Origin of the sequence: Bradyrhizobium oligotrophicum S58, from assembly GCF_000344805.1 — a bacterium.
Classification (GTDB): Bacteria; Pseudomonadota; Alphaproteobacteria; order Rhizobiales; family Xanthobacteraceae; genus Bradyrhizobium; species Bradyrhizobium oligotrophicum.
Window position 1 is genome coordinate 2939647 of sequence record NC_020453.1, and the last position, 26549, is coordinate 2966195.

The 26549-nt window shown below is 66.7% G+C and carries 21 protein-coding genes; 14 read left to right on the forward strand and 7 right to left on the reverse strand.

Annotated elements, in window-relative coordinates; translation table 11 throughout:
* Positions 1-12 precede the first annotated feature (12 nt).
* On the forward strand, positions 13-885 hold the full coding sequence (locus tag S58_RS12735; RefSeq protein ID WP_015665729.1) for an MlaD family protein: 873 nt from the start codon (positions 13-15) through the stop codon (positions 883-885).
* 349 nt (positions 886-1234) lie between these two features.
* On the opposite strand, the gene S58_RS12740 is transcribed toward S58_RS12735, so the two are convergent.
* Positions 1235-6853: an apolipoprotein A-IV repeat region-like domain-containing protein gene (locus tag S58_RS12740; RefSeq protein WP_015665730.1), complete on the reverse strand. Its 5619-nt coding sequence runs from the start codon at positions 6851-6853 to the stop codon at positions 1235-1237.
* Between the two features lie 386 nt (positions 6854-7239).
* Here S58_RS12740 and S58_RS12745 point away from each other — a divergent pair, with 386 nt between their 5' ends.
* A complete protein-coding gene (locus S58_RS12745) occupies positions 7240-7614 on the forward strand; it encodes an Hpt domain-containing protein (RefSeq protein WP_015665731.1) in 375 nt (124 codons plus the stop codon).
* 86 nt (positions 7615-7700) lie between these two features.
* Positions 7701-8021, forward strand: a complete 321-nt coding sequence (locus S58_RS12750; RefSeq protein ID WP_015665732.1) for a 2Fe-2S iron-sulfur cluster-binding protein — start codon at positions 7701-7703, stop codon at positions 8019-8021.
* A gap of 53 nt (positions 8022-8074) precedes the next feature.
* Here the strand turns inward: S58_RS12750 and S58_RS12755 are convergent, their stop codons facing one another.
* Positions 8075-8539: an acyl-CoA thioesterase gene (locus S58_RS12755; RefSeq protein WP_015665733.1), complete on the reverse strand. Its 465-nt coding sequence runs from the start codon at positions 8537-8539 to the stop codon at positions 8075-8077.
* A 172-nt stretch (positions 8540-8711) separates the two neighbouring features.
* Here S58_RS12755 and S58_RS12760 point away from each other — a divergent pair, with 172 nt between their 5' ends.
* Together S58_RS12760 and S58_RS12765 are read left to right on the forward strand one after the other, a co-directional pair.
* Positions 8712-9740 carry an NAD(P)/FAD-dependent oxidoreductase gene (locus tag S58_RS12760; protein WP_015665734.1) on the forward strand — a complete coding sequence of 343 codons (1029 nt, stop codon included), beginning with the start codon at positions 8712-8714 and terminating at the stop codon, positions 9738-9740.
* A gap of 171 nt (positions 9741-9911) precedes the next feature.
* The gene (locus tag S58_RS12765) at positions 9912-10526 is read left to right on the forward strand and encodes a DUF2147 domain-containing protein (protein ID WP_015665735.1); all 615 of its coding nucleotides are present in this window, start codon (positions 9912-9914) and stop codon (positions 10524-10526) included.
* 680 nt (positions 10527-11206) lie between these two features.
* Here S58_RS12765 and S58_RS12770 read toward each other — a convergent pair.
* Both S58_RS12770 and S58_RS12775 read right to left on the reverse strand, forming a co-directional pair.
* Positions 11207-13153 (reverse strand): SGNH/GDSL hydrolase family protein, encoded by a 1947-nt coding sequence (locus S58_RS12770; RefSeq protein WP_015665736.1) that lies wholly within the window; start codon positions 13151-13153, stop codon positions 11207-11209.
* A 103-nt stretch (positions 13154-13256) separates the two neighbouring features.
* A complete protein-coding gene (locus tag S58_RS12775) occupies positions 13257-14348 on the reverse strand; it encodes a lysylphosphatidylglycerol synthase transmembrane domain-containing protein (protein WP_015665737.1) in 1092 nt (363 codons plus the stop codon).
* Positions 14349-14737: 389 nt separating this feature from the next.
* On the opposite strand from S58_RS12775, the gene S58_RS12780 reads away from it, so the two are divergent.
* Together S58_RS12780 and S58_RS12785 are read left to right on the forward strand one after the other, a co-directional pair.
* Positions 14738-15244 (forward strand): YciE/YciF ferroxidase family protein, encoded by a 507-nt coding sequence (locus S58_RS12780; protein WP_015665738.1) that lies wholly within the window; start codon positions 14738-14740, stop codon positions 15242-15244.
* A 163-nt stretch (positions 15245-15407) separates the two neighbouring features.
* Entirely contained in the window at positions 15408-16823 is a 1416-nt protein-coding gene (locus S58_RS12785) for an MFS transporter (RefSeq protein ID WP_042339348.1), read from the forward strand.
* Between the two features lie 4 nt (positions 16824-16827).
* Here the strand turns inward: S58_RS12785 and S58_RS12790 are convergent, their stop codons facing one another.
* Positions 16828-17262: a hypothetical protein gene (locus tag S58_RS12790; protein ID WP_015665740.1), complete on the reverse strand. Its 435-nt coding sequence runs from the start codon at positions 17260-17262 to the stop codon at positions 16828-16830.
* Positions 17263-17343: 81 nt separating this feature from the next.
* On the opposite strand from S58_RS12790, the gene S58_RS12795 reads away from it, so the two are divergent.
* From S58_RS12795 to S58_RS12805, 3 genes are all read left to right on the forward strand, one after another.
* Entirely contained in the window at positions 17344-17901 is a 558-nt protein-coding gene (locus S58_RS12795; protein ID WP_015665741.1) for a hypothetical protein, read from the forward strand.
* Between the two features lie 88 nt (positions 17902-17989).
* The gene (locus S58_RS12800) at positions 17990-18577 is read left to right on the forward strand and encodes a YdcF family protein (RefSeq protein ID WP_015665742.1); all 588 of its coding nucleotides are present in this window, start codon (positions 17990-17992) and stop codon (positions 18575-18577) included.
* A gap of 117 nt (positions 18578-18694) precedes the next feature.
* Entirely contained in the window at positions 18695-19318 is a 624-nt protein-coding gene (locus S58_RS12805; RefSeq protein WP_015665743.1) for a class I SAM-dependent DNA methyltransferase, read from the forward strand.
* 51 nt (positions 19319-19369) lie between these two features.
* On the opposite strand, the gene S58_RS12810 is transcribed toward S58_RS12805, so the two are convergent.
* Positions 19370-19795, reverse strand: a complete 426-nt coding sequence (locus S58_RS12810) for a universal stress protein (protein WP_015665744.1) — start codon at positions 19793-19795, stop codon at positions 19370-19372.
* A 66-nt stretch (positions 19796-19861) separates the two neighbouring features.
* Complete coding sequence (locus tag S58_RS12815) at positions 19862-20401, reverse strand: SixA phosphatase family protein (RefSeq protein WP_173424424.1); 540 nt, start codon at positions 20399-20401, stop codon at positions 19862-19864.
* Positions 20402-20506: 105 nt separating this feature from the next.
* On the opposite strand from S58_RS12815, the gene S58_RS12820 reads away from it, so the two are divergent.
* From S58_RS12820 to flgK, 4 genes are all read left to right on the forward strand, one after another.
* A complete protein-coding gene (locus S58_RS12820; RefSeq protein WP_015665746.1) occupies positions 20507-21937 on the forward strand; it encodes an NAD(P)/FAD-dependent oxidoreductase in 1431 nt (476 codons plus the stop codon).
* 97 nt (positions 21938-22034) lie between these two features.
* Positions 22035-22538: a peptide-methionine (R)-S-oxide reductase MsrB gene (gene msrB / locus S58_RS12825; RefSeq protein ID WP_015665747.1), complete on the forward strand. Its 504-nt coding sequence runs from the start codon at positions 22035-22037 to the stop codon at positions 22536-22538.
* 294 nt (positions 22539-22832) lie between these two features.
* A complete protein-coding gene (locus tag S58_RS12830) occupies positions 22833-24635 on the forward strand; it encodes a flagellar hook-basal body complex protein (RefSeq protein WP_015665748.1) in 1803 nt (600 codons plus the stop codon).
* A gap of 44 nt (positions 24636-24679) precedes the next feature.
* Positions 24680-26542, forward strand: a complete 1863-nt coding sequence (gene flgK / locus S58_RS12835) for a flagellar hook-associated protein FlgK (RefSeq protein WP_015665749.1) — start codon at positions 24680-24682, stop codon at positions 26540-26542.
* The last annotated feature ends 7 nt before the right edge of the window (positions 26543-26549 follow it).

The window sequence follows — 26549 nt, forward strand, 5'->3', positions numbered from 1 at the left end:
CCGGAGTTGGTAATGGAAACGCGGGCGAATTACGTCCTGATCGGATCGTTCACGCTGGCGGTGCTCGCCGCGGCGGTGGGATTCGTCCTCTGGTTCCAGAGCCTGCACACGACCAAGCAGCGCAGCCCGTTGCGGGTCGTGTTCGAGGGGCCGGCCGCGGGTCTGCGCAACGGCGGCAGCGTCAATTTCAATGGTATCCGGGTCGGCGAGGTCATCTCGGTCAAGCTCGACAATCCGCGCCGCGTCGTGGCACTGGCGATGGTCGAGAACAATGCGCCGATCCGCAAGGACACCCTGGTCGGGCTCGAATTCCAGGGCCTCACCGGCGTCGCCGCGATCTCGCTGAAGGGCGGCGAGGAGGCCGCGCCGCCGCCGCCGCTCGACGAGGACGGTGTCCCGCTGCTGCGCGCCGATCCGACCCGCCTGCAGGACGTCACCGAGGCGATCCGCGCCACCCTGCAGAACATCAACAAGGTGGTGGCCGACAATCAGGACGCGGTGAAGAACTCGATCAAGAACCTCGAGGTCTTCACCCAGTCGCTGGCGCGCAACTCCGAGCGGATCGATGGCGTGATGTCCCGCGTCGACGGCATCATGGGCAAGGCCGACACCTTGATGCTCGGCCTCAACTCGCTGGCCGGCGGCAAGGACGGGGGCGAGCTGTTTCTGACCGTGAAGTCGATCCGCGAGCTCGCCGAGGATTTCGACAAGCGCTCGGGGGCGCTGATGGCCGACGGGCGGCGAACCCTCTCGGACATCAGCCGCGCCGTGAACAATTTCGACCGCAATCCGACCCGCGTCCTGTTCGGCGCCAGCAACGCCAGCCCGAGCAACGCGCAGGCCTCGCAGCCGGCACCCCCGCCAGCCGCCACCGGACGGCGGTGAGGCTCTGGCGAATAGCGAGTTGGGAGTAGCGAAGAGGGGCGCTTGAACTTGGCCGCCGCAGCGCGCCGATGGCTGCTCATATCCTGCCGCGACACCGTCAAGTCCTTTCTGCTGTCGAGGGCCGCACGCGCCGCCGGCGACGTCGAACGCAGGATGCGGTGACGATTTCCAGCTGGTGGTGGCCGGGCGCGCGGATGCAAGGCCGAAACGAGCAAAGCCGAAAAGACATAGCCCACAAAAGCAAAACGGAGGCCTCGCGGCCTCCGTTCGTCTGAGTTGCTCTGACTTCGTAGTAGGTGGCGGGCTCGTCACACCATCGGCTCCCCATCGCTATTCGCCTTCTCTCCCATCACGCCAGCCTTCCGGCGGCGTGGGCGAGCAGGGTGTAGACCAGGCCCGTTTCCGAGGTCAGCTGGGCGCGCAGCGCCTGCGGGTTGCGGTCGTCGCGGGCGACCTCGTCGAGCAGCCGCTCGAACTCGGTGATGTAGCGGTCGACCGTCTGCTTGAAGGTGCGGTCGGCGCGATATTTGCGGGCGACCTCGTCGAACGCCTTCTGGCCGGCGGGGGTGTAGAGGCGCTTGGAGAACGCCTTGGTCTCGCCACGCTGATAACGGTCCCACATCTCGGCCGCGAGCGTGCGGTCCATCAGGCGGGCGATGTCGAGCGACAGCGACTCCAGCGGATTGCCCGGCTGCGCCGCCGCTCCGCGGCCACGCGGGGCCTGAGCCTGCGGCTGTCCGGCGGTGCTGTTGTCGGCGCGGTTGAGCAGGTCGGACAGCCAGTTGTCGCTGCGTTGATCGGCGACCGGGCCCATCGGCGGCGCTTCGACCCGGCGCGGCTGCGGCGGCGGGGCCGGCGGCTGCATGCCGAGATCCGGCGGCGGCAGGTTGGTGACGCTGGTCGCCACGGGCTCGCGCAGGCGCATGTCGGGCCGGCCGCCGACGGCGGCTGCCACGGCCGGCTCTTCCTGGCGGATCACGGCTGCGGGGGCGGCGACGACGGCCGGACGCGACGTGCTGACCACGTCGAGGCCGCGGCCGTGATGGGCGACGATGCGGTTGAGCTCCGCCAGCGCCTCGATCTGGTCGACGATGACCTTGCGCATCTGCGCCGTGCTCTCGGCGGCCTCCTGCGGCATTTCCAGCACGCCGCGGCGCAGCTCGTTGCGGGTCGCTTCGAGCTCGCGATGCATCTCGGCCGTCATCTGCTTCATGCTCGACACCAGCGTGGCGAACTTCTCGGCCGACTGCTTGAACATCGCATCGGCTTCCTGCGTGCTCTGCTGGTAGATGTCCTGCATCTGCGACGTGGTGAGGCGGCGCTCCTCTTCCGCATTGGCACGGATGGCTTCGAACTGACGGCTGAGCGCCGTGGAGCCGGCACCGGCCGTTTCCGCCACGACCCGTGCGATGTCACGGGCCCGCTCCTCGGCGGCCGCCAGCGACTCGTCGAGCAGGGTGGTGAAGCGGGTCAGCCGCTGGTCGAGATCTGCGGTGCGCAGGTCGATGGTCGTGACCAGCGACTCCAGCGTCGTCTTGCGCTCGGAGATCGAGACGGTCGCATCGCGGTTGCTCTGCTCGACCACGGCTGCAGCCTCGATCAGGGCCTTGCCATGGGCGTCGAACTGGCCGGACAGCGAATTGAGATCCTCCAGCGCCCGCGAGGTCTTGACGTTGAAGACGCTGAGCTGCTCCTCGAGGTTCTGCGTCGCGGTGCCGTTGCGCGAGGTGACGTCGTTCATGGCCGTGACGAAGTCGGCGACGCGCGTCACCAGCGCCCGCTCCAGCGAGTTGAGGTTGTCGTGGGCGCCGGTGAGCACCTCCTGCAGCAGGATGTTGCCCTCGCGCAGACGCTCGAACAGCGCCACGGTATCGGTGCGCAGGATCTTGCTGGTTTCCTGCATTTCCGTGACCGCCGCCACCGAGACCTGGCGCGACTGCTCGATCGCCGCCCGCGAGGCTTGCTCCAGCTCCTTCAGCGACTTGGTGATCGCAGTGGTCGCGAGCTCGCCGGCCGAGGTGATGGTGCGGGCGACGTCGGAGCCGTTGCCGTTGACGGTCTGGGCGAAGGCCTGGCCGCGGACCTCGATCGCCTTCAGCGCGTCGGTGGTGACGCGATCGATCTCGATCGTGAGCTGGTTGGTCTTCGAGTTCAGCGTCTCGACCAGCGTGCCGCGCTTGCCGTCGAGGATCTGCGACAGCCGCTCGCTCTGCTGCTGCACGTAGGTGACGATCTCGTCGGTCTTGCCGGTCATGGCCGAGCCGAACGAATTGCCGGCGGCGAGCACCGAGCGCTCGATCTCGGTCGAGGTGGATTTGACCCGCGTCGAGACCTCGTTGGACGCCGCGACGAGCGCGCTCTGCGCATTGAGCGCGCTGCTCTGGATCGCATCGGTCGTGTTCGCCGCGACTGCATTGATCGCGCGTTCGATCTCGGACGAGATTGTCTTGAGCTGGCCGGCCGTATCGGTGGAGGTCGCTGTCAGCACGCTCTGCGCCTCGCGTGCGCCGCCGACGATCACGGCAACCGTTTCGGTCGTGGTCGTGGTCAGCACCGCCTGGGCTTCGCGCGCGCTGCCGAGCAGGGTGGCCGCGGCATCCGCCGAGGTCGCCGTCAGCGACATCTGCGCCTGGCGTGCGCTGTTGAGGATCGACGTCGCGGTATCGGCGCCCACGGATGACAGCGTCCGCTCGACGTCGACGGCCAGCGACTTGACGTGCTCGGCAGCCTCGGTCGAGGCCGTGACGAGCTTCGACTGGACGTCGCGGGCGCTGTCGACGATCGCGGCGGCCGTGCTGGTTCCGACGGCGGCGAGCGTGCGCTCCACGTCGGACGCCAACGACTTGACGTGATTGGCCGCTTCCGACGAGGCGCTGATCAGGGTCGTCTGCGCTTCGCGGGCGCCGCCGGTGATGGTTTCCGCGGTGGTCGTCCCTGCGATCGAGAGCGAGCGCTGGACGTCGACGGTGAGCGCCTTGACCTGCTCGGCCGCTTCGCTCGATGCCGCGAGCAGGGCGCGCTGGGCATCGCGGGCGCCCCCGGTGATGGCTTCGGCGGTTTCCGTCCCCGCATTGGTCAGCGAATGCTGCACGTCGGCTGCGAGCGACTTGACGTGCTCGGCTGCATTGGAGGAGGCCGACACCAGCGTGTTCTGGACCTCGCGCGCGCCGGCGAGGATCGAGGCCGCGGTCGCCGAGCCTGCGGCCGTCAGCGCCTGCTCGACGTCGACCGCGAGCGTCTTCACATGGGTGGCGGCGTCGGAGGAGGCCGTCACCAGCGTGTTCTGGGCTTCGCGCGCACCGGCGAGGACCGAGGCTGCGGTGGTCGAGCCCGCCGCCGTGAGCGTGCGCTCGACATCGGCAGACAGCGCCTTGATCTGGTCGGCCGTTTCGCCGGACGCCGCGACCAGCGTGGCCTGGGCCTCGCGTGCGCTCGTCAGGACGGCGTTGGCCGCGCCGCTGCCGGCCTCGGTGAGGGCGCGCTCGACCTCGGCGGACGTGGTCTTCAGCTGCGAGCCGACGTCGGTGGAGACGTTGAGCAGCGCCTGCTGTGCCGTGCGCGCACCGGTCTGGATCGTCTCGCTGGTGTTGACCACGAGGTTGGTCAGCGCGCGCTCTGCGTCCTCGACATGCGACCTGATGCTGGCCGACAGCAATTCGGCGCGGGTCATCAGCTCGTCGCTGGCCTGGCGGCCGCTGCTCTCGATGCGGCCGGCCACGGCCTCGACGCGCGAGCCGAGCAGGTCCTCGAACTGCGAGACGCGATGGTCGATGTCGCTGGCGATCGAGCCGACCCGGGTTTCGATGCCCTGGTGGATGTCCTGGAAGCGGGCGGTGACGGCCTCGGTCAGCTCGAAGCTGCGGCCGTCGATGATGTTGGACAGGCTGTGGATGCGCTGATCGATCGCTTCGAGCGCCTTTTCGGTGCCGTCGGTCAGCGACGAGGTCAGGATGTTGAGGCGGGAATCGATCGACTGGATCGCCTGGGCCGAGCCGTCGGTCAGCGAGGAGGTCAGGACCGTCAGTCGCGAGTCGATGGCCTGCAGCACCTGGGCGGCACCGTCGGTCAGCGAGTTGGAGAGCGTGCCGAGCCGGCCCTCGATGGTCGAGGTCACCGAGGTCGCACGGCTGTCGAAGTTCTCCTCGAGCGACTTCAGGCGGCCCTCGACGCTGTCGTCGAACACCTTGATCTTCGAATCGAGCGAGGAATCCAGCGTGGTGATGCGCGCCTGCAGATTGGTCTCGAACTGGTTCAGCCGCTGGTCCAGCGTCGCGGTGATCTCGCCGCTGTTGGACGACAGGCGGGTATCGAAGGTGTCGACATAGGTCTTGAGGTTGTCGGAGATCTCCTGGGTCCGCTGGCCCATGCGCTCGACGATGTCGCCGCCATAGGTCTTCACGGTGCGGTCGAATTCGGTGATGTGCCGGGTGATCAGCGCGCCCAGCGTCGAGCTGTCGCGCGCGAAGCGCTCGGCGAGCTCGGTGCCCTGGTTCTTGACCAGCTCGTCGAAGGCGCTGATCTGAATCGACAGCGTGTCGTGCGTGCTCTCGGTCTGGCTGACCACCTTGGCGACGAGCGAGCTGACGGTCGCATCGAGCGACTCGCTCGCCTTCTCGCCTGACGTGACGATGTGGCCGGACATGCGCTGGCTCGCCTCGTCGATCTTGGTGACGAGATCGCCGCTGCGCAGCTCGAGCTCCAGCAGCAACGACTCGCCGGAGGCCTTGAGCTGGTCGTGGACCTGCTCGGTGCGCACCGAAATGCCGTCGACGATCGCGGCCGTGCGCTGTTCGAACTCGCTGGTGATGCGGTCGATGCGCTCGTTGAGCATCTCGTGGACGCGATCGGACAGGTCGGCGAACTCGTCGTGGACGTGGCCGGTCTTGAAATTCAGGCTGGTCGTCAGGCGTTCGGAGGCATCGAGCACCGCGCGGGTGGTCTCGGCGCTCGCCTCTTCGAGGCGGTCCAGGAGGTCGCCGCCACGCTCGCCGAGCGCGAGGATCATGTTGTCGCCGGCATTGCCGAGCGCGGCCGTGATGTGGGCGCCGCGCTCCTCGAGCGCGCCGGTGATGCTCTTGGCGACCTCGTCGACACGCGAGGCGATCGCGTCCGAGATCAGTGCGATGTCGTGGCGCAGGTCGATCTGGACGCCGGAGATGGCGCTGCGGACCTGCTCGGCCTGGCCGACCAGGTTGTCGCGCTGATGCGCGATGTCCTGGAGCAGGGCACGGATGCGGACCTCGTTGTCGCTATAGGCGCGCTCGAGCGCCGCGACCTCGTTGGCGACCAGCATCTCGAGCTCGCCCGCGCGCGCGATCGCGCGCTCGACGCCGTCGCCCATGGCCGCAACCTCGCGGCGGATGGCCTGGCCGACGGTCACGATCGAATCGCTGACGGCACCTTCCGGCTCGGAGAAGCGGATGGCGACCTGCGCCATCGACTGCGCGATCATGCGCAGCTCCTGGCCGCGCCAGGCGAGACTCGCGAGGAAATAGAACAGCAGCACCGGCGCAAAGAACACCGCGGCGAGGCCGGAGAGCACCAGCACGCCGCCGCTCTGGCCGATCAGCGCCTGCAGCGCGGGAAGAAAACCGATGGTCAGCAGAACGCAGCCGGCAATCCAGATTCCTGCAAACGCAGTTGCCATCGTGTAGACGCCGCGCGACGGGCGTCCCTTCTGGATCGCCTGTAGCAGCTGGCCGATGGTCTCGCGGTCGTCATTGGCGGGACGGCGGACGGCGAGCGGCGGCGGTTCGATCTCGTCCAGGCTGCGGCGATCGACGCCCGGACGGTTGTCGAACGAATCGAAGCTCGACGTGCCGGTCGGCATGACCGGCGGAGCCCCGTCAGCGTGGACCGGGCCCTGCGAGTCCTGGGGCGCGGACGTGTCGCTGATGTTCAAAGCCTCCTGAATGGCAGACAGCGCAACTTCAGTCGGGTCTTTGACCTTTTTGGGGGTGTTCGCCATGTTGAGTCCGAGCCCTCGTCTTATTTTCGATCCGGCGAGCCGCGTACGAGTACCCCCTCGAAGCGCTCGAACCAGACGTCATCCTCCGCAGGCACCAGGGGTGGCAAATTCCGCCAGGTGGCCCACTCCATCCGGGGCTCATCCTATTGGCTGCGCCTGTTGAAAGAAATGGCCGTGGTTAAGAGATTCTTAATCATCGTTAACAGCCGCCGCCGTTAACACTCTACAAGTTCTGCGAATTCCCGTTTCTGCCGCGATTGGGGCGGAGCCGGGCCGAAATCGCGGCAAACCCGCGGCAATTGGGGCGGTAACAATGCATTAACCATTGTCGTGCTTGGCTGACCACAGGGGCGCTTCGAAGGCGCCCGCCGGACCGGATTGCCGCCATGATTCCCGACCTTTCACGGATCGAATGGATGCCCTCGCCCCCGCTGGTTCCCGATGACGGGCCGATCAGCCTCGACCTCCTGCGGCGGATGACGCTGGGCGACAGCGAGCTCGAGCGCGAGGTGCTCGCGATGTTCTCCAGCCAGGCCGTCCGTCTGCTGGAACGGCTGCAGGTGCTCCCCGAGGACGCCGCCTCCGTCGCCCATACCCTGAAGGGTTCTGCCCGCGCGGTCGGCGCGCTCGACGTCGCCGACGCGGCGGAAGGCCTCGAAATGGCGCTGCGCGCGGGCGACCCGTCGGACGCTCTCGCCTGGCTCGGCACCGCGGTGGCGCAGGCCCGCGCGGCAATTTCGGACATGCTCGGCGCGGCCTGATCGGCCCCTGCCGGCGCCACTAGCGCAGAGCGGAGCGGTCCGTTATAGGACAGCCCGACCTCATTCCCTGCGCAGCACGAGCACACATGGCCAAGATCACCTTTGTCGACCATACCGGCGAATCCCGAACCGTTGACGTCGAGAACGGCGCGACCGTGATGGAAGCGGCGATCCGCAACGCCATTCCGGGCATCGAAGCCGAATGTGGCGGTGCCTGCGCCTGCGCAACCTGCCATGTCTATGTCGACGAAGCCTGGCGCGAGAAGGTCGGCCCGCCGACCCCGATGGAAGAGGACATGCTCGATTTCGGCTACGACGTCAGGCCGAATTCCCGGCTGTCGTGCCAGATCAAGGTCTCCGACGAACTCAACGGGCTCGTCGTCTCCACCCCTGAGCGTCAGGCCTGATCGTTCGCCTTTCGCACACATCCCGCTGCTCCTCCAATTGATCGCCGCCCGGCCTATGCCGGCGGCGTGAGCGTCACGCCGCGGCGCGCCCAGCGCTGCAGCCCGGCAATGAGCCGAGCCGTCAGCGGCGCCGGCCTGCGTGTCACCTCGTCGATCAGCACCATGACCGCGGTGGCCGAGGCCACGCAGCGCCCATCCGAGAACACGACCTGCTCTGATGTCACCGACGTGCGCCCCAGCCTGACCACCCCCAAACCGAGCTCGATCGTGCCCGGCCAGCGCAATTCGGCGCGGAAATGCATGTCGAGCCGCACCATGATCCAGGCCAGCCCGTCCTGGGTGAGGCCATGGCGCGGATCCTTCATCAAGGTCACCCGGCCGGTCTCGAAATAGGTCGCATAGACCGCGTTGTTGACGTGCTGGTTGGGATCGAGATCGCCGAAGCGGACATTGTCCGCGAGGCGGTAGGGGAAGTCCTCCAGGCGTGGCACGTGATCGCGGCGGGCCGTCTCTGTCACCGATTGATCTCCATCATTCATGCCCCCTTCAAACCCCGCTAAGCCCGCGGCTGCAAGCGCGCGAGCGAGGGGGCGGCTTTTGTGCCTTCCCTGAGACCGCCCCGTTGGCTACAAATTCGGAACCGCCATCTGCCGCCATCCGTCGAGCGGCGACTCCAACGAGAAGAGCGACATGAGCGAAGCGATCAAGACCGATGTGCTGATCATTGGCGCGGGCCCTTGCGGACTGTTTGCCGTATTCGAATTGGGGCTCCTCGACATCAAGGCGCATCTGATCGACATCCTCGACAAGGTCGGCGGCCAGTGCGCCGAGCTCTATCCGGAGAAGCCGATCTACGACATTCCCGGCGTGCCGATGGTGACGGGGCATGGCCTCACCGAACAGCTGATGGAGCAGATCAAGCCGTTCAGCCCGACCTTCCATCTCGGCGAGATGGTCGAGAAGGTCGAGAAGATCGGCGATCCCGGTTTCCGCGTCACCACCGATGCCGGCAAGGTGTTCGAGTGCAAGGTCGTGGTGATCGCGGCCGGCGGCGGCTCCTTCCAGCCGAAGCGTCCGCCGGTGCCGGGCATCGAGGCCTATGAAGGCACCTCGGTGTTCTACGCGGTGCGCAAGATGGAGCAGTTCCGCGACAAGCATGTCGTCATCGTCGGCGGCGGCGATTCCGCGCTGGACTGGACGCTCAATCTGCATCCCCTGGCCAAGCGCATCACGCTCGTGCATCGCCGCGATGACTTCCGCGCGGCGCCTCACAGCGTCGAGCAGATGCGCGCGCTGGTAGCTTCCGGCAAGATGGATCTGCGCATCGGCCAGGTGACGGCGCTCGAAGGCAGCAACGGCCAGCTGTCGGCAGCGACCATCAAGGGCAACGACAATGCGGTCGAGACCGTGCCCTGCGAGATGATGCTGCCGTTCTTCGGGTTGACGATGAAGCTCGGTCCCGTGGCGGAGTGGGGGATCGCGCTCGAGCACAATCTCGTTCCGGTCGAAACCTCGGCGTTCGAAACCAGTGTTCCCGGCATCTTCGCGATCGGCGACATCAACACCTATCCCGGCAAGATCAAGCTGATCCTGTGCGGATTCCACGAGGGCGCGCTGATGGCGCAGAAGGCGCACCGCTACGTCTATCCAGAGAAGCGGCTGGTGTTCCAGTACACGACATCGTCGTCGAGCCTGCAGAAGAAGCTCGGCGTCAACTAATTGCGCGGCGGCGTGGAACCAAACACCGTCCAGCCAACTCAAATGTGAAGAAATGTTTCCTGCGCGCGCCGGTTTGACCGGCGCGCCAGACCTGTTATGGGCTGGATCGGTCACCGAAACGGCCGTACTGTGCGGCCATTCGGTTTGTGAATTGGTCAAGGTGAGATGATGATGCGCAATGCGTTTCCCCGACTTCGGCTGGCGCCTGGTGTCACCAAGCTCGCGATCGGCGCGCTTGTCGTTACCGGTGCGCTGCTGACGCGGCCTGCGCTCGCGGCGGAGCCGACCGCGGCCGGCCTGTGGCAGAAGATCGAGGACGGCAGGCCGGTCGGCTGGTTTCTCTTCATCGACCATGACGGCGTGTTCGAAGGCGTGATCGCCAAGACGTTTCCGCGTCCCGGCGACAATCCGAACGAGGTCTGCGCCAAGTGCACCGACGACCGCAAGAATGCGCCGGTGCTCGGCATCTCCTTCGTTCGCGACATGAAGCGCGAGGGCCTGAAATACGAAGGCGGCAACGTGCTCAATCCGCGCGACGGCAACATCTGGAAGGCCAACATGCGTGTCACTCCGGACGGGCAGTCGCTGATCCTGCACGGCTATCTCGGCATCTCGCTGTTCGGCAAGGACGAGACCTGGACGCGTCTGCCGGACACCAACATGGCGCAGATCGACCCTGCGATCATCGCCAAATATCTGCCGGCACAGGCGACCACTGCGACCGCGCCAGCTCCGGCGCCGAAGCAGGCGCCGCCGATGATGAAGAAGCCGGCGCCGACGAAGTAGTTCTTCTACGCGCTGGCGATGCATCGTCATTCGGGATAGACATGTTGTCGCGATCTCGCGGCGCATGGCGTCCGAGCTCTGGCAGGATCTGATACCCTCTGAAGCGAGAGGGCGCAGGGAATGCCGGGTGAGGGCCTCACCCATGGCCCGCCTGCGAAAAAAATGCAGGCGGCAGGAACCACAGGTGGTGCCGATCAACCGGCATTCCCTGCGCGATGGCCTTACGGCTTATACGTACTCTCCCCGGGGACCGGGCTGTCTTGCCCCCGTCACGGGCGGATCATCGTCACCGCCCGCTTCGCACCAGCGTCGGGATGCCAGGACCATACGACTTCGCCGTGCCCGCCGATCGTTCGTCCGCATGACATGATCACGCTGCGACCGGGCGAGCCCACCGCATCCCGCACTCTACGTTCATGACGACCGCGAAGCGTCCCTCTCATGAGCACGGGATGCGCCAACAGAGCACGGTTTCTGTAAAAGCGAAATAGAAAACTTTTGTCCGGAGGGACTGGACAGGGGTGATCGCCCTGTGGCGGCAGGTGAATTTAGTTTTTTGGCGCAGGCTGTTTTGGCGTGATCGGAGCGCGCGGCGGCCTGTCAGCCCAATCCCATGTCACAAATCCCGCCCGACGGGCGACTCGGTGCCAAGCGCGGTGAGACGATCGTTCGACCGCGCGCTACTGTCGCACGACGCCCGTGGGCGGCAGCGGCTCGCTATTGATGCTGGGCTCGGCCGCATCGAGGTTGAGCACTTGCGCTGCGGCCGGAAACGCTGCGTCGGCCATCGCGGCATGTCCTTCCGCGGTCGGATGCACTGCGCCGCCATAGACCGCCGACAGCACGCCCCAGCTCGCATCGTGAATGTCGGAAGGCTGCATCGCCGCCGGAAGCCCTTGCGGATAGGTCATCGCCGAGAAGTAGCTGTCATTGGCGTCGCGGATCCAGCGCGCGCGCGGCAGATAGGGCCGATACTCGCTGGCGCCACGGCCGCACAGCAGCGGCTCGTTGGCGGCGTTGACGATGTTCGGATCGAAGCTGTCGCCCGCGGCCGAGAAGCATTCGCGGTCGAACGGCGGATCCTGCGTCGAGCGGGCGCAGAAGCCGTGATCGGCAAACGCCGCCTGATGGGCATCGACGAAGGTCATGCGATCGCCTTGCGGATCGCGGCACAGGATTCCCGCGGTGCATTGCGCAAGTCCGCGCAGCGCGGGGAGGAACTCGTTCTCGACGAATCCCGCGACATTGGCGAGCCGCTGCGGATTGGCATTGAAGGAGGGGTGAACCTCGAACCCGGCGGGGCCGCCGGGGCAGGGCGTGCCAGCACGGCTCAGCGCCGGATTGCCATAGGAGGTGTAGATGACGCGCGAGAGGTCGCCGACCAGCGGCCTGAGCGCCTCGCGCAGCTTGGCGAAGCCCTGCGGCAGGTCGCGTGCGAGCTCGCTACGGGATTCCTCGACCGAGCCGATCACGCCCGAGCGCTTGAACAGGGTGCGCTCGGTCGGCGTGTCGACGATGACGTCGGCGACGAGGCCGGAGAAGTTGATGTCGTTGGCGCCGATCGACAGCAGCACCAGGTCGAGCCGGCGGTCCGGCTGGCGGCGCTTGGCCGCGGTCAGCGCCTCGCGCAACTCGCCGAGCTGGCCGTTGACGCCGCCGGCGCAGGTCGCGACCGAGCGGCCTGGCGTGCATTCACGGGCGCGCTGGCTGCCGAACAGGCCGTCGGCGATGGTGGCGCCGGTGCAGGCGAGCGGCAGATAGGTCACCGCGACGTGCGGATAGCGCACCGCGAGCGCCAGCGCAGTGCGGGTCTGGTAGCTGTACAGCGAGCGATGGCAGGCGGCATTGAACCAGACGGCGCTGTGCTTCTGCCAGTTCTGCAGCGTGTCCGGGGCCTCGCAGGCACGGCCGCCTTTGAAGCCGGCGCGGCTCGGCCGATAATATTGCGCGGCCGGGCCGCCGAGATAGGAGCGGAAGCAGAAGCCGTCGTCGGCGAGCGCGATCGGGCGATCGGGATTGCCTTCGCCGGACGCGATGCTGTCGCCGAGGCCGGCGATCAGGACGTCGCGGACCTGGATGCCGGTCGACGCCCGCTGGGTGCCTTCGGCGCTGGTGACGTCGACGGTGGCGACCGTCTGGCGGCCATAGCGGACCCGCAGGTTCACAGGCTCGGCGCAGTCGAAGGTCGAGGTCTGCGGCCCGTCGCCATCGTCGAACGACCAGGCGCAGGTGGCGCCGACCGGGACCGGACCGTTCAGGCGCACCGTGACCGGATGGTCGATCGGCGTGAGATAGCTCTCCTTGACGTTGTCGCGCGTGCACGGCTCGTTGACGCGGCCGGCGAGGTCGATGCAGAGGCGGTTGACGACGTTGCGTGCCCAGCCGCGGCCGTCGCTCTGTACCCCCATGCCCTGCTCGGCGGAGAGGATGGAGCGGTCGCGCGTGCTCTCGGTGTGGAGCAGGAAATCGCGCTCTTCGCGGAACAGGCGGAAGCGGTTGCGCACCTCCCAGTTGATCTGCAGCGGCGCTGCTCCGAACTGCGCGGCGGCCTCGGTGACGGCGAGAGGAGCGAGCAGGCCGGCCAGGACGCAGGCGGCGAGCATCGGACGAAGGGGCATCTGGGTCATACGCAAGGATTCACGTCAGCCATGGGGCGGAAATAAGAGGACGGCGCGCGAGTTCAACCGGCCGAGGTCGAACTCACGCGTCACGTCCCGAGAGAATTGCTGCTCAGCGCTGGGAGTGGCGCTTGATGCGCTGGGGAACGGAGGCGGGTGCCGTCGCCGCAGCCCGCTTGGCGGCGACCTCGTCCTCGTAGCCGGCATTCAGCCGGCGACGCTCCTGCCACGGCTTGACGACGTTGAGCCAGAGTTCCCGGATGCCCATGATGGAGATCGCGGTCGCGAACGGGATCACGAAATAGAGCACGCGGAAGACCAGCAGGGTGGCGAGCAGCTGCTCGCGGCCGAACTGCGGCAGCGCCACCAGCATCGCGGCATCGAACACGCCGAGACTGCCCGGGGCGTGGCTCGCGAAGCCGAGCAGGGTGGCGAGGATGAACACCACCGACAGCGACAGGAAGTCGATCTGCGGGGTGGCGGGGACGAGGAGATACATCGCCAGCGCGCAGAAGCCGAGATCGACGACGCCGATCAGGATCTGCACCAGCGTCAGCTGTGCCGACGGCAGCACGACCTTCCAGCCGTTCTGGCCGAGCTGGCGGCGGTTCTTGCCGCCGGCGAGCCAGCCCAGATAGGCGAAGATCGCAGCCAGGATGCCGATGGCGATCAGCTGGTTCACGGCGGCGGGCAACTGATCCATCGACGAGGCGGCGGCCGGATGCAGGGTCATGCCGATGCCGAGCACGAACAGGTTGCCGAGCCAGAAGGTCAGCCCCGACAGGAAGCAGATCTTGGCGACGTCGATCGCGGACAGGCCGTAATCGGAATAGATCCGGAAGCGGATGGCGCCGCCGGTGAACACGGTGGCCCCGATGTTGTGGCCGATCGAATAGCTGGTGAAGGCGCTCATCGCGGCGATGCGATAGGGCACGTGTTTCTTGCCAATCGTTCGCAGCGCAAAATAGTCATAGAAGGTCAACGTGCAGAACGCGCCGACCACACACAAGGCCGCGAGCGCGATGTGACCGGGCGGGATCTCGGTCAGCGCGGTCAGGATGACGCCGCCGTCGACGCCCTTGAGGGTGCGCACGAGCGTCGTGATCGCGAAGGCGATGATCGCAAGGCTCGCTGCAATCCCCAGCCGCTTCCAGCCGATCCATTTCTTGAAGCCACGCGAGAGCGTGGTCAGCAGGCGCTGCATTCATCCTCCCGGCGGGGCGGCACTAGATCTTGGAAAAGAGGCGAAACCATTGATCGATGAGGCGGGCAATCCGTGACAGCCTGTTCCTTATGCTAAAATGCGCGCTTTGTGCAGTCCTTGACACAGCGCAGCTCCGACTTCGTCGCGCGTGGCTGTCACACTCCGGTCACATAGCTCTGAGGGCGTCCGCCTCAGTTCGGACGCATTCAGGGCCGGCCAAACAACGCTCCGCTGCCCGACCGTTGTTCCGGGGCCGACCCCGGGGGGGACCTCCTCCTTCATCAGGAACAACCGGCCCCCCCTCCTGTTAGCCCAGATCACCACAGTGAACATGGCACGATCGGTCGGGGAGGGACCTCCATGTTCCGAACCAGGAGGACGTTAGGCAAATGGGACTCTTCACCAAAGACATCAAGACGATGAACGACCTGTTCGTGCATCAGCTGCAGGACATCTATTACGCCGAGCACCAGCTCATCAAGGCGCTGCCGCAGATGGCCGAGAAGGCCACCAACCAGCAGCTCAAGAAGGGCTTTCTGACCCATCTCGACGAGACCAAGACGCATGCGACGCGTCTCGAGCAGGTGTTCAAGATGCTCGGCATCGCGCCCAAGGCGGTCGACTGTCCGGCCATCGACGGCATCATCGAGGAAGCCGAGGAAGTTGCTGGCGAGGTCGATGACAAGGCCGTGCTGGATGCGGCGCTGATCAATGCCGCCCAGGCCGCCGAGCACTACGAGATCACGCGCTATGGCAGCCTGGTCGCCTGGTCCAAGCAACTCGGCCGCACCGACTGCGCCGCCATGCTGCAGAAGACGCTCGACGAGGAGAAGGCGACCGACCAGAAGCTGACCAAGCTCGCCGAGACCACCGTCAATCTCCGCGCCGCGAGCTGATCGCGTCACGAGACTTGATGAGACAAAACGCCGCGCCTCGCGCGGCGTTTTTGCGCGGGGGGATGCTCGGCCGTCGCCTATCATTCATCCTTCGATCGATATCGAAGCATCTGTGCAGCGCGACAGGTTAGAGTCCGGCCGTCTTCACGAGTGGAAGTCCGGCATGCAGCGATCGTCATCGGCGGCAATCCGCGCAGCGGTCCCGGAAGCGCGTTCGGGATCACCCTCGAGGCTGGTCGGCGCGCTCACGCTCGCGGCGATGAGCCTGGGATTCGGCGTCGTCCAGCTCGACATCACGATCGTCAACACGGCGCTGGAGAGCATCCGCACGGCGTTGGGCGGCCACGTCGCGGCGCTGCAATGGGTGGTGAATGCCTACACGATCACGTTTGCCGCCTTCATCCTGACCGCGGGCGCGCTCGGCGACCGGTTCGGCGCGAAGCGCATCTTCATGGCGGGATTCGCGCTGTTCACGGCCGCGTCGGTCGGTTGCGGGCTGGCGCCTGATGCCGTCAGCCTGATTGCGCTTCGTGGCCTCCAGGGATTGGCGGCCGCCATGCTGGTGCCGAATTCGCTCGCGCTGCTCAACCACGCCTATCCGGATGCCAAGGCGCGCGGCCGCGCGGTGGGGGTCTGGGCGGCCGGCGCCAGCCTGGCGCTGACGGCAGGTCCGTTCGTCGGCGGTACGCTGATTGCGCTGGTCGGGTGGCGCGCGATCTTCTTCGTCAATCTCCCGATCGGGTTGGCCGGGCTCCGGCTCGCCAAGATCTACGCGCGGGAGACGCCCGTTCATGCCGCGCGCGCGCTCGACCTGCCGGGGCAGGCCGCCGCCGTGCTCTCCCTCGGAGCGCTCTCGGCGGCGGTGATCGAAGCCGGCGTCCGCGGCTGGACCGAGGGTGCCGTGATCCTCGGCCTGGTGATCGCGGCCTTGGCCGGAGCTGTGTTCGTGTGGCGGGAGGCGAGGGCGCGTCAGCCGATGCTGCCGCTGGTGCTGTTCGGCAACCGGCTGTTTGCGTTGTGCGCGCTGGTCGGCCTGCTCGCCAACATCGCGACCTACGGCCTGATCTTCGTGTTCAGCCTGTACTTCCAGGAGATCAACCACCTGTCGGCCTTCACGACCGGGCTGGCGTTCCTGCCGATGTTCGGCGTCGTGTTTCCGGTCAATCTGCTGGCGCCGCGCATGGCCGAGCGGATCGGCCCGCGCGCGACCATCGCGCTCGGTGCGTCCCTGTCGGCGGCTGCTTGCCTCGCTTTGCTGCCGATCGCGCCGGGCACGTCGTATGGGATGATCGCGCTGCAGCTGATCGGCCTGAGCTGCGGGCTCGGGCTCGTGGTGCCGCCGTTGACCGCGACCTTGCTCGGCAGTGTCGAGAAATCGCGCTCGGGCGTCGCGGCGGGCGTGCTGAACGCGACGCGGCAGACCGGCAGCGTTCTCGGTGTGGCGCTGTTCGGATCGCTGATCGCGCAATCCGGGGCCTTCATTCACGGCCTGCGGCTGTCGCTCGCCATCTCCGCCGCGCTGATGCTCGCGGCCGCGGGCGTGATCCGCTGGGGCGCATCCGCCGCGAGCGGGCGATGAGATGTCAGGTCTTGCGCAACGCGAAGTTGGCGCCGCAGAACGCCATCAGGGCGCCGAGGCAGAGCGCGGCGAGGCCGGCCAGCACGCCGGATGCCGACGGCACCGGGCTCGGCCCCGAGATCGCCTGGCCGATGCCGGCCAGCATCAGCACGCCGACCACCACCAGGAAGTTGCGCATGCGCTGCGGGATCTCGCCCGACACCGCGCTGTGCATGATGTTGGCGATGAAATAGCCCGAGGAGAAGCCGACGGTGGCGATCAGCCACCAGGCGATCGCCGAGCCCGCCGGCATGAAGGCGCCGCTGTCGGCCTGCCACAGGCCGCCGAGATCGAGCCCGTAGCGGGCGCCGAGCATGTGCACGGCCAGCGCCAGCAGCACGCCGGCCGCCATCGCGCCGGCGAGGATCAGGTGCCGCGGAAAATGGATCGTTTCGCTCATGCTCCGTTTGTAGGATAAGGCGCGTGACCTTCGCAACAGGACCGTGTCATTCAGGACGGTACGACCACAGCCGGCGACGACGTGACCCGCTACGCCTACAAGGCGTCGCTGATCGGCGCCGCGCAGCAGTTCGAGCTCACCGGGCCGGGCCTGGCGTGGCGGTTTGCCGGCCGCACCGGCCTGTGGCCCTATTCCGAGATCGCCGCGATCCGGCTGTCCTACCGCCCGGTGTCGATGCAGGCGAAGCGCTTCCGCGCCGATATCGTCAACCGCGATGGCCGCGGCCTCAGGATCATCTCGACGTCCTGGCAGACAGCCACGCTGATGGCGCCGCAGAGCGAAGCCTATCGCGCCTTCATCATCGCCCTGCATGAGCGGCTCGCCGCCGACGGCAGCACGGCGCGGCTGACCGCCGGCCTCGGCCGCTTCACCTATGGCGCTGCGCTTGCCGCGATCGCGCTGTTTGCCCTCGCGATGGCCGGCCTGCTGGTGCGTGCGCTGGTCATCGCCGAGTGGTCGGGGGCGCTGTTTCTGATCGGCTTCGCCGCGCTGTTCGCGTGGTATGTCGGCGGCTTCATCACCCGCAACAAGCCGCGCAGCTATACGTTCACGGATATTCCGGCCGTCCTGCTGCCGTGATCACGCGATCTCCTCGCCGGTCACCGAATGTGATCGTGGAGATCTCGCGCCTCATGCCAGACTGAGACGGGTCCACCGGAGCAGGACGATGCAAGATCGCGCACTGCGCATGCCCGATGCTGCCGAGATCGCCGCGATCGACGCGCAGCATTTCGCCGATACGCCGCTGCGGCCCGCAGATCTCTTGTTCGTGTTCGGCACCCGCGTCGACGAGGAGCTGCGGGCCGAGACCGCAGCCAGGCTGTGGCAGCAGGGCTATTTTCGCCACGCGATCGTCAGCGGCGGGATCACGCCCGGGGCTGATGTCTCCGAATGCACGCTGATCAAGGCCGCCATGGTGCAGCAGGGCGTTCCGGCCGGCCGTATCCTCGAAGAGCATCGGGCGATGAACACCGGGGACAACGTGATCTACGCGCTGCCGGTGATCGACGCCGCGCTCGGCCTCGCCAATGTCGGGAGCGTGATCTGTCTCGGCAACAGCTGGACCGCGCGGCGCTACGCGATGACCCTGCAGCGGCACTGGCCCGAGGTGGAGAAGATGCTGCTGACCGTCGACGGCTTCGGCGTGCCGCGCCATCTCTGGCACACCCATCCCGACTTTCGCCGCCGCGTGCTCAGCGAATGGGACAAGATCGAGCCGTACAAGGCGAAGGGCTTTATCGCGGAGTGGCCGTGATCTGGGCCGCGCGGGGAGAGGCTCGGGCTTCGACGATAACGCCGCCCTCTGGGGCCTTACGACAGATACTTGCGATAATTCGCAACGGCGGCATCGGTCCATTATGACGGAGTTTTCATGAGCCAACATGCAAGCCGAATTGTCGCCCATTACGAGCACCACGCGCTGTCGTGGGATGCCGACCGCCGCGCGGCCGCCTGGACTGACAAGCCTCCCATCGAACGCTTCCTTGCGCTCCTCCGACCGGGCGCGACCGTGCTCGATCTCGGCTGCGGGGGTGGTGTGCCGGTCGCAACGCACATCTCAGCGCAGGGATTTTCCGTCACCGGGGTGGACAGCTCGCCGACGATGATCACGCTGTGTCGAACCCGAATGCCGGATCAACAATGGGTCGTGGCCGACATGCGGTCGTGGACCTCCGGGCGGCGATTTGACGGAGTGCTGGCCTGGGATAGCTTCTTCCATCTCGGACACGATGACCAGCGGCGAATGTTTCCAATCTTTGCGGCCTGCACGGCTTCGGGCGGCATTCTGATGTTCAATGCGGGCCCCGCACATGGCGAAGCGATCGGCTCGTATCGAGGCGATCCGCTCTATCATGCGAGTCTCGATCCGTCCGAATACGCGGCGGTGCTGCGCCACAATGGCTTCGAACTGATCGCACATTCCGCTGGCGAGCCGGCAAACGGCGAGCGCAGCTTCTGGCTTGCCCGCGCAGGTCGGGCTGATCCGATGGTCTGACTCAAGGCTTGGTCAAGGCGGTCTAACATGCACGGATGCGAGATCCGCGGCTTACGGCCTCACCACCAGCACCGAGCATTTCGCGTAGCGCACGACGTGTCCGGCGTTGGAGCCTAAGAAGTAGGTGCGCATGGCCGGGCGGTGCGAGGTCATGACGATCAGGTCGGCCTTCGTCTTGGCCGCTTCCTCGAGGATCTCGTGATAGATGCCGCCCTGGCGCACCGTGAAGCTGATGCGCTCGGCCGGAATGCCGGATTCGCGGGCGACGATCGACAGCGCTTCCTCGGCGGTCTCACGCTGCTGCGCGTCGAAATCGGCCGGGACGTATTCGGCCAGCATCACTGGCGTCATCGGCATCACGTTCAGGAGATGCACCGTGCCCTGCCACGTCTCCGCCAGCGTGGCCGCGGTCGCGATCGCGGGCTTGGCGAGGTCGGTGTCGGCCAGATCGATCGGAACCAGAATCGACTTGAACATCGCAAGGCCTCCTCACTGTCCGCCGATATTACGCGCGCGGTGATGCCGGCCTGTCAATCGGAGCTGTCAATCAGAGCCCTGCTTCAGGAGCTTCGGGGTGATGAACATCACGAGATTGCCGCGCGTGAAGCTGACATCGCCCCAATCGTCGGTCTCGAAATCGAACACGGCGAGCCCCGACGTCGGCATGTTGCGCGACAGCTCCTGGCGGGCGTCGGAATCGCCCTGGCCGGTCAGGGCCAGCGCCAGCTCATGCAGGCCGGGATTGTGGCCGACGACCAGGAGTTGCTGGGGATCGAGCACCGCGGCGAGCCGGATCTGATGCAGGATCTGCATCGGCTCGGCGCCGTACAGTTCCGGCACCAACTCGACCTGCGGCGCGGCGACGCGGTCCTGCATGGCCGCACGAGCGAACTCCCAGGTTTGCTGCGCCCGCACCGCGGTGGAGACCAGCACGAGCTGCGGGGCCGGCGGATGGCTGGCGAGGAAGTCTCCGATCATGGCGGCATCCTGATGCCCACGCTCGTCGAGACGGCGGTCCTGGTCACGGCCGGTCGGTGCGTCCGTCTCGGTCTTGGCGTGGCGCAGCAGCATCAATCGGCGCATGGATATCGGTCTCGAATCGTTCAGACTGTCTCAGGCTGTACCACGTCTCTTTATCGCCATTAAAAGCGTCATGACGTCCGGCGCAGGGTTCGCTAAGAAAACGCCATGAGCGAGACTTCCACAAGCTTGAACGACGACGCCGATGCCGCAGCTGCGGCGGACCGGATCCGGCTGAATTTCGATCTCGACGTCGATGTCTGCATCGTCGGGGCGGGATTGGCGGGGCTCACCGTGGCGCTGTGCGCGGCCCGGGAGGGGGCGAGCGTGGCGGTGCTGGAAGGCCGCCATGTCGGATGGAACGCATCCGGCCACATGATCGGCACCGTCATGCCGGGTTTCGATCTGCCGCTGCCTGATCTGATCGAGCGCATCGGGCTGGAACATGCCCGGGCGCTGTGGGCGCTGTCGTGGAGCGGCGCCGAGTTCATCCGCGCCCAGGCCACCGAGGCGGCGATGCCGGGCATCGGGCTCAGCGAAGGCGCGCTCGAAGTCTCCAACGTCGATGCCGGCGATGCGCTGATCCGCCGCCTGCAGATGCTGCACGAGGATTTCGACACCGAGGTCGAGGGCTGGCAGGTCGAGCGCGTACGGACCGAGCTCAAGACCAGCCGCTATTTTCACGGCGTCTATTACCCCAAGGCGTTCCAGCTCGACGGCCGCAAATATGTCCACGCGCTGGCCCGGCTGGCGCGCAAGGCGGGCGCACGGATTTTCGAGGACACGCCGGTGGTCAGCATCGACGCGTCGGGCGTGCGCAAGCGGATCGTGACGCCGTCGGCGCGGATGCGGGCGTCGCACATCGTGCTGGCCGGCAACATCCATCTCGGCGCGCCGCTGCAGAAGTTGTCGGACACGCTGCTGCCGGTGTGGCGCTATGGCGGCGTGACCGCGCCGCTCGGCGAGCGCCTGGGCGAGGCGATCGCCTTCAAGGGATCGGTCGGCGACACCGACGGCATCGACCACTTCCGCGTCGTCGACGGTGACCGCCTGATGTGGGCGAGCCCCGAGACCACCTGGGATGCGCGCGCGAGCGGATTTGCCTCGGCGCTGCAGCGCCGCATCCGCACCGTGTTTCCGCAACTCGGCCATGTCGAGATCGCCGAGACCTTCGGCGGCGCCACTGGGCAGACCGTGCACGGCATGCCGCAGATCGGGCAGCTGCGCAAAGGCCTGTGGGTCGCGAGCGGTTTCGGCCGGCAGGGGCTCAACACTTCGGCCATGGCCGGACAGTTGATCGCGCAGGCGATGTTCGCCGGAGACGATCGCTGGAAGCTGTTCTCGCCGTTCGAACTGGTCTGGGCCGGCGGCGTCAGCGGCCGGGTCGCCGGCCACGTCGTCAATCTCTGGGTCCGGGGCCGCGCTGCGGCCGCCGGTACACTGGCACGGCATCGCGAGCGCGTGCGGGCGCAGGAACGCGTCCGCGAGATCAGGATCGCCGAGGCCCGCCGCCAGGCGGCGCAGCGTCCCGGCTCGCGCCTGCCGCTGCGGCCGCAGCCGTCCGACCTGACCCGCCATCCCGATGCCGGGGAGGGCTGAAACCTCGCAAGAAAGTGAGGCGTTGAACCCACGCCTGACGTAACTTCGCGCAATCCCATCCGTAGATCCGGTAACCCATCGCCGTACGGAGACAGCCATGATCGACCGCCGCCTGATGTTCACGACCGCCGCCGGACTGTTCGGCTTCGCTGCTTTGCGCTGGCTCGGCGGTTCGGAACCGGCCCGTGCCGCGGAGAAGTTCGAGATCGAGAAGACCGAGGCCGAGTGGCGCGCCCAGTTGACGCCTGAGCAGTACGAGATCCTGCGCCAGGAGGGCACCGAGCGGCCCTGGACCAGCCCGCTGCTCAAGGAGCACCGCAAGGGCACCTTCGCCTGCGCCGGCTGCGACCTGCCGCTGTTTTCTTCCGACACCAAGTTCGACAGCGGCACCGGCTGGCCGAGCTTCTTCAAGCCGCTCGACAACGCGGTCGCCACCCGCCAGGACAAGACCTACGGCATGGTCCGCACCGAGGCGCATTGCCGCCGCTGCGGCGGCCATCTCGGCCACGTCTTCGACGACGGCCCGAAGCCGACCGGCCTGCGCTACTGCATGGACGGCCTGTCGCTGGCGTTCCATCCGGCCAATCCGTCGTCGACGTGAAGAAACTGCGCCCGGATTGTCCGGCGCGTCCGTTGAAGCCTCAGATGTGGGTCTGACGACGCGCCGGCAGCTGTGAAACGCAGCCGAGCCGGGGCGCGGTTTGGCGCGTCCCGCCCGGCAAGAACTGCCGGCTCGGCAATTGTTCACCAGTTTTGACGCGGCTTTTTTTATGTTGTTATTTCCCAACTCTCTGATTTCACGGCATTTTCGTATCTGGCACGGCGATTGCGACACTCTCCACGAAGACGCGGTCCGGCGCGAACCGGCCGCCAGTGTCAATGTGGAGAGAATGGTATGGGTATCTTCGACGCGATGAACACGTCCGTGAGCGGGCTCTCGGCTCAGTCGTTCGCGCTGCAGAACATTTCGGGTAACATCGCGAATGCATCGACCACCGGCTACAAGGGCATCGGCACCAGCTTCGAAGACCTGATCCCCAACGCGACCAACCCGACCCGCCAGAATGCCGGCGGCGTCACCGCCTTCGCCAAGGCCACCATCACCACCCAGGGCACCGTCTCGACGTCATCGGTCGCCACCAACATGGCGATCAACGGCGACGGCTTCTTCAACGTGCAGAAGGCCTCCTCGGTGGTCGACAACGTGCCGGTGTTCACCGGCGTCACCGACTACACCCGCCGCGGCGACTTCCAGCTCAATGCCAACGGCAACCTGATCAACGGTGCCGGCTATTACCTGATGGGCGTCGCCGTCGACGCCAAGACCGGCAACGCCACCGGCAACGTGCCGACGGTGCTGCAGTTCGCCAACAACTTCGTGCCGGCGCAGGCGACCACCGCGATCCAGTACGCCGCCAACCTGCCGACGCAGCCGAAGACCGCCGCGAGCGGCAACGCGGCGACCGGCTCGCTGGTCGCGGCCGGCGGCCTCAACTCGGCCGACCTCTCCAACGTGCCGCTGCCGGTGGGCACCAATTTCTACTCCGACAAAACCGTGACCGGCACCACGGCTCAGAACAAGGTCCCGGCGCAGATCACGACCTCGACATTGTTGAGCGGAGCCAGCGGCGACTCGATCTCGAGCAATTTCACGGCCGGCGACACCATCACTCTGACCGGCAGCGCCGGCGACGTCGTCACCTTCAGCTTCGTCGCCTCCGGTGCGTCGGGCACCCAGATCAACGTCGGCGACTCCGTCGGCACGCTGCTCGCCAAGATCGGCGCCGTGACCGGCGTGCAGCCGACCATCACGGCCGGCCAGATCACGCTGCATTCCGGCAGCGGCGAGGACTGGACCCTGAGCAGTGCGTCCTCGGGCTTCACCGCGCTCGGCCTCACCTCGCCGGTGGCGCTGACCCGCAACTCCGCGGCGGGCACGGGGATCGTGATCGGCAACGACCTGACCAATTTCAACAACGAGACCATCTCCGGCGGCGCGGTCACCACCTACAACGCGGCGGGCACGCCCGTGAACGTGCAGCTGCGCTGGGGCAAGACCGACAGCGCGACGCTCGGCACCGGCCACAAGGACACCTGGAACCTGTTCTACCAGACCAACTCGACCGCCACCGGCTCGACGGTGGCGTGGCAGAACGTCGGCACCAATTTCGTGTTCGCCTCGGACGGCTCGCTGGTCTCGCCGACCTCCTCCAACATCTCCATTCCCAGCGTGGTCGTCGACGGCACCTCGCTGGGAACGGTCAGCCTCAACATCTCCTCGGGCGCGCTGACGCAATTTGCGAGCACGATCGGGTCGGCCACGATCAACCAGATCTCGCAGAACGGCTTCGCCGCCGGTCAGCTGCAGTCGGTCGCCGTCAACAACAGCGGCATCGTCACCGGCACCTTCTCGAACGGCCAGACCATCAATCTGGCCCAGGTCACGCTGTCGCACTTCAACGGCACCAACTACCTGAAGGCGCTGGACGGCGGCGCCTATGAGGCGACCGACCAGTCCGGCCAGGCCATCATCGGTGCGACCGGCAAGATCTCGGGCGGCTCGCTGGAAGGCTCGAACACGGACATCGCCGACGAGTTCACCAAGCTGATCGTGACCCAGCAGGCCTATTCGGCCAACACCAAGGTGATCACGACGGCCAATTCGATGGTGCAGGATCTTCTGAACGTGCTGCGCTGATCGCGCGGATACGTGGCAGTTGAATTGACATAAGGCTACCGAACATGGGTTTGAGTTCAGCCCTCGCCACCGCGATGTCCGGCCTGCGTTCGACGCAGGCCGCGCTCTCGATCATCTCGTCGAACGTCGCCAACGCGAACACGCCCGGCTACGTCGCACAGAACCCGAACCAGATCGAGATCGCCAGCGGCGGCTTCGGCGCGACGGTGACGACGACCGGCGTCAACCGTCAGCTCGATTTGTTCGTCCAGAACCAGCTCCGCACCGAGACCTCGGGCGGGACCTACGCCAATCAGATGGCCAACATCCTGAGCCAGCTGCAGACCGTGTACGGCACGCCCGGCGGCAGCGGCACGCTCGAGACGGCGCTCAACAATTTCACGACTGCGCTGCAGTCGCTGTCGAACAATCCGAGCAACCAGTCGGCGCAGTCGGTGGCATTGTCGGCGGCGCAGGGCGTGGCGCTGCAGCTCAATGCGACCACCAAGGGCATCCAGACCCTGCGCAGCAATGTCGAGCAGGACATCGGCAACTCGGTCACGCAGGCCAACGCGGCGATCCAGCAGATCGCCACCCTCAATACGCAGCTGCAGGGCCTCAACAGCTCGGACCCGCTGGCGGCGACCCTGCAGGACCAGCGCGACAACGCGATCAACACGCTCGCCAAATATGTCGACATCCGCGTCGTGTCGGACCCGACCAACGGCACGAGCGTGTTCACCAATTCGGGCGTCCAGCTGGTCGGCGCGGGGCTCAGCTCCGAGTTCACCTTCTCGTCGCCCGGGACGCTCGACGCCACCTCGCAATACAACAGCAATCCCACTAAGAACGGCGTCGGGCAGCTCAACATCAAGCTGTCCAACGGCGTGTCGCTCGACGTCGTCGCCAACAATCTGCTGAACTCGGGCCAGATCGCGGCCGACCTCAAGCTGCGCGACCAGACGCTGGTGCAGGCGCAGACCCAGGTCGACCAGCTCGCGGCGACGATGGCCTCGGCGCTGTCCGACAAGACCACGGCGGGCACCGCGGTGACGGGTCCGCCGGCGGGCTTCGACGTCTCGACATCAGGGCTTCTGGCGGGCAACACCATCAATCTGACCTACACGGATTCGAGCAACGTCCAGCGCCAGGTCAAGATCGTCAACGTCAACGATCCCGCGGCGCTGCCGCTGCAGAACGCGACCGGTGCCAACCCGTCCTATGTCGGTGTCGACTTCTCGCTCGGCATGGCCTCGGTGGTGTCGCAGCTCAACAGCGCGCTCGGGTCAGCGCATCTGCAGTTTGCCAATCCGTCCGGCACGACGCTGCGCATCACCGATGACGGCACCAGCCAGGCGACCGTCAAGGCCGCCTCGGCCACCACCACGGTGCAGACGCTCGCCAGCGGCAATGCGCAACTGCCCGTGTTCACCGACGGCGGCGCGATCTACACCGGCGCGATCACCTCGACCGGCTCGCAGATGACCGGGCTCGCCGGGCGGCTCAACGTCAATCCGGCGCTGCTGAACGACGCGACCAAGCTGTCGACCTATTCGACCTCGCCGCAGACCGCGGCCGGCGACTCCACACGGCCGGACTTCCTGTTCGCGCAGCTGACTTCGGCGACCTTCAGCTACTCGCCGACCACCGGCCTCGGCTCGGCGGCGCAGCCGTTCCAGGGTACCGTGTCCGGCTATCTGCAGCAGTTCGTCAGCCAGCAGGGCAGTGCGTCGACGCTCGCGACCCAGCTCAGCCAGGGGCAGGCCGTCGTGGTCAGCACGCTGAAGGAAAAGTTCCAGGGCACGGCGGGGGTCAACATGGACAGCGAGATGTCCAACCTGATCCAGGTCCAGAACACCTATGCGGCCAACGCCCATATCATGTCGGTCGTGCAAAGCATGATGCAGAGCCTGCTCCAGGCGTTTTAGTGAGGCG

Coding starts and splice junctions, on each gene's coding strand:
- S58_RS12745 (WP_015665731.1), top strand. CDS start 7,240: ATGATTCCCGACCTTTCACGGATCGAATGGATGCCCTCGCCCCCGCTG.
- S58_RS12775 (WP_015665737.1), bottom strand. CDS start 14,348: ATGCAGCGCCTGCTGACCACGCTCTCGCGTGGCTTCAAGAAATGGATC.
- flgK (WP_015665749.1), top strand. CDS start 24,680: ATGGGTTTGAGTTCAGCCCTCGCCACCGCGATGTCCGGCCTGCGTTCG.
- S58_RS12735 (WP_015665729.1), top strand. CDS start 13: ATGGAAACGCGGGCGAATTACGTCCTGATCGGATCGTTCACGCTGGCG.
- S58_RS12815 (WP_173424424.1), bottom strand. CDS start 20,401: ATGCGCCGATTGATGCTGCTGCGCCACGCCAAGACCGAGACGGACGCA.
- S58_RS12760 (WP_015665734.1), top strand. CDS start 8,712: ATGAGCGAAGCGATCAAGACCGATGTGCTGATCATTGGCGCGGGCCCT.
- S58_RS12750 (WP_015665732.1), top strand. CDS start 7,701: ATGGCCAAGATCACCTTTGTCGACCATACCGGCGAATCCCGAACCGTT.
- S58_RS12785 (WP_042339348.1), top strand. CDS start 15,408: ATGCAGCGATCGTCATCGGCGGCAATCCGCGCAGCGGTCCCGGAAGCG.
- S58_RS12765 (WP_015665735.1), top strand. CDS start 9,912: ATGCGCAATGCGTTTCCCCGACTTCGGCTGGCGCCTGGTGTCACCAAG.
- S58_RS12830 (WP_015665748.1), top strand. CDS start 22,833: ATGGGTATCTTCGACGCGATGAACACGTCCGTGAGCGGGCTCTCGGCT.
- S58_RS12810 (WP_015665744.1), bottom strand. CDS start 19,795: ATGTTCAAGTCGATTCTGGTTCCGATCGATCTGGCCGACACCGACCTC.
- S58_RS12800 (WP_015665742.1), top strand. CDS start 17,990: ATGCAAGATCGCGCACTGCGCATGCCCGATGCTGCCGAGATCGCCGCG.
- msrB (WP_015665747.1), top strand. CDS start 22,035: ATGATCGACCGCCGCCTGATGTTCACGACCGCCGCCGGACTGTTCGGC.
- S58_RS12780 (WP_015665738.1), top strand. CDS start 14,738: ATGGGACTCTTCACCAAAGACATCAAGACGATGAACGACCTGTTCGTG.
- S58_RS12770 (WP_015665736.1), bottom strand. CDS start 13,153: ATGACCCAGATGCCCCTTCGTCCGATGCTCGCCGCCTGCGTCCTGGCC.
- S58_RS12740 (WP_015665730.1), bottom strand. CDS start 6,853: ATGGCGAACACCCCCAAAAAGGTCAAAGACCCGACTGAAGTTGCGCTG.
- S58_RS12820 (WP_015665746.1), top strand. CDS start 20,507: ATGAGCGAGACTTCCACAAGCTTGAACGACGACGCCGATGCCGCAGCT.
- S58_RS12790 (WP_015665740.1), bottom strand. CDS start 17,262: ATGAGCGAAACGATCCATTTTCCGCGGCACCTGATCCTCGCCGGCGCG.
- S58_RS12805 (WP_015665743.1), top strand. CDS start 18,695: ATGAGCCAACATGCAAGCCGAATTGTCGCCCATTACGAGCACCACGCG.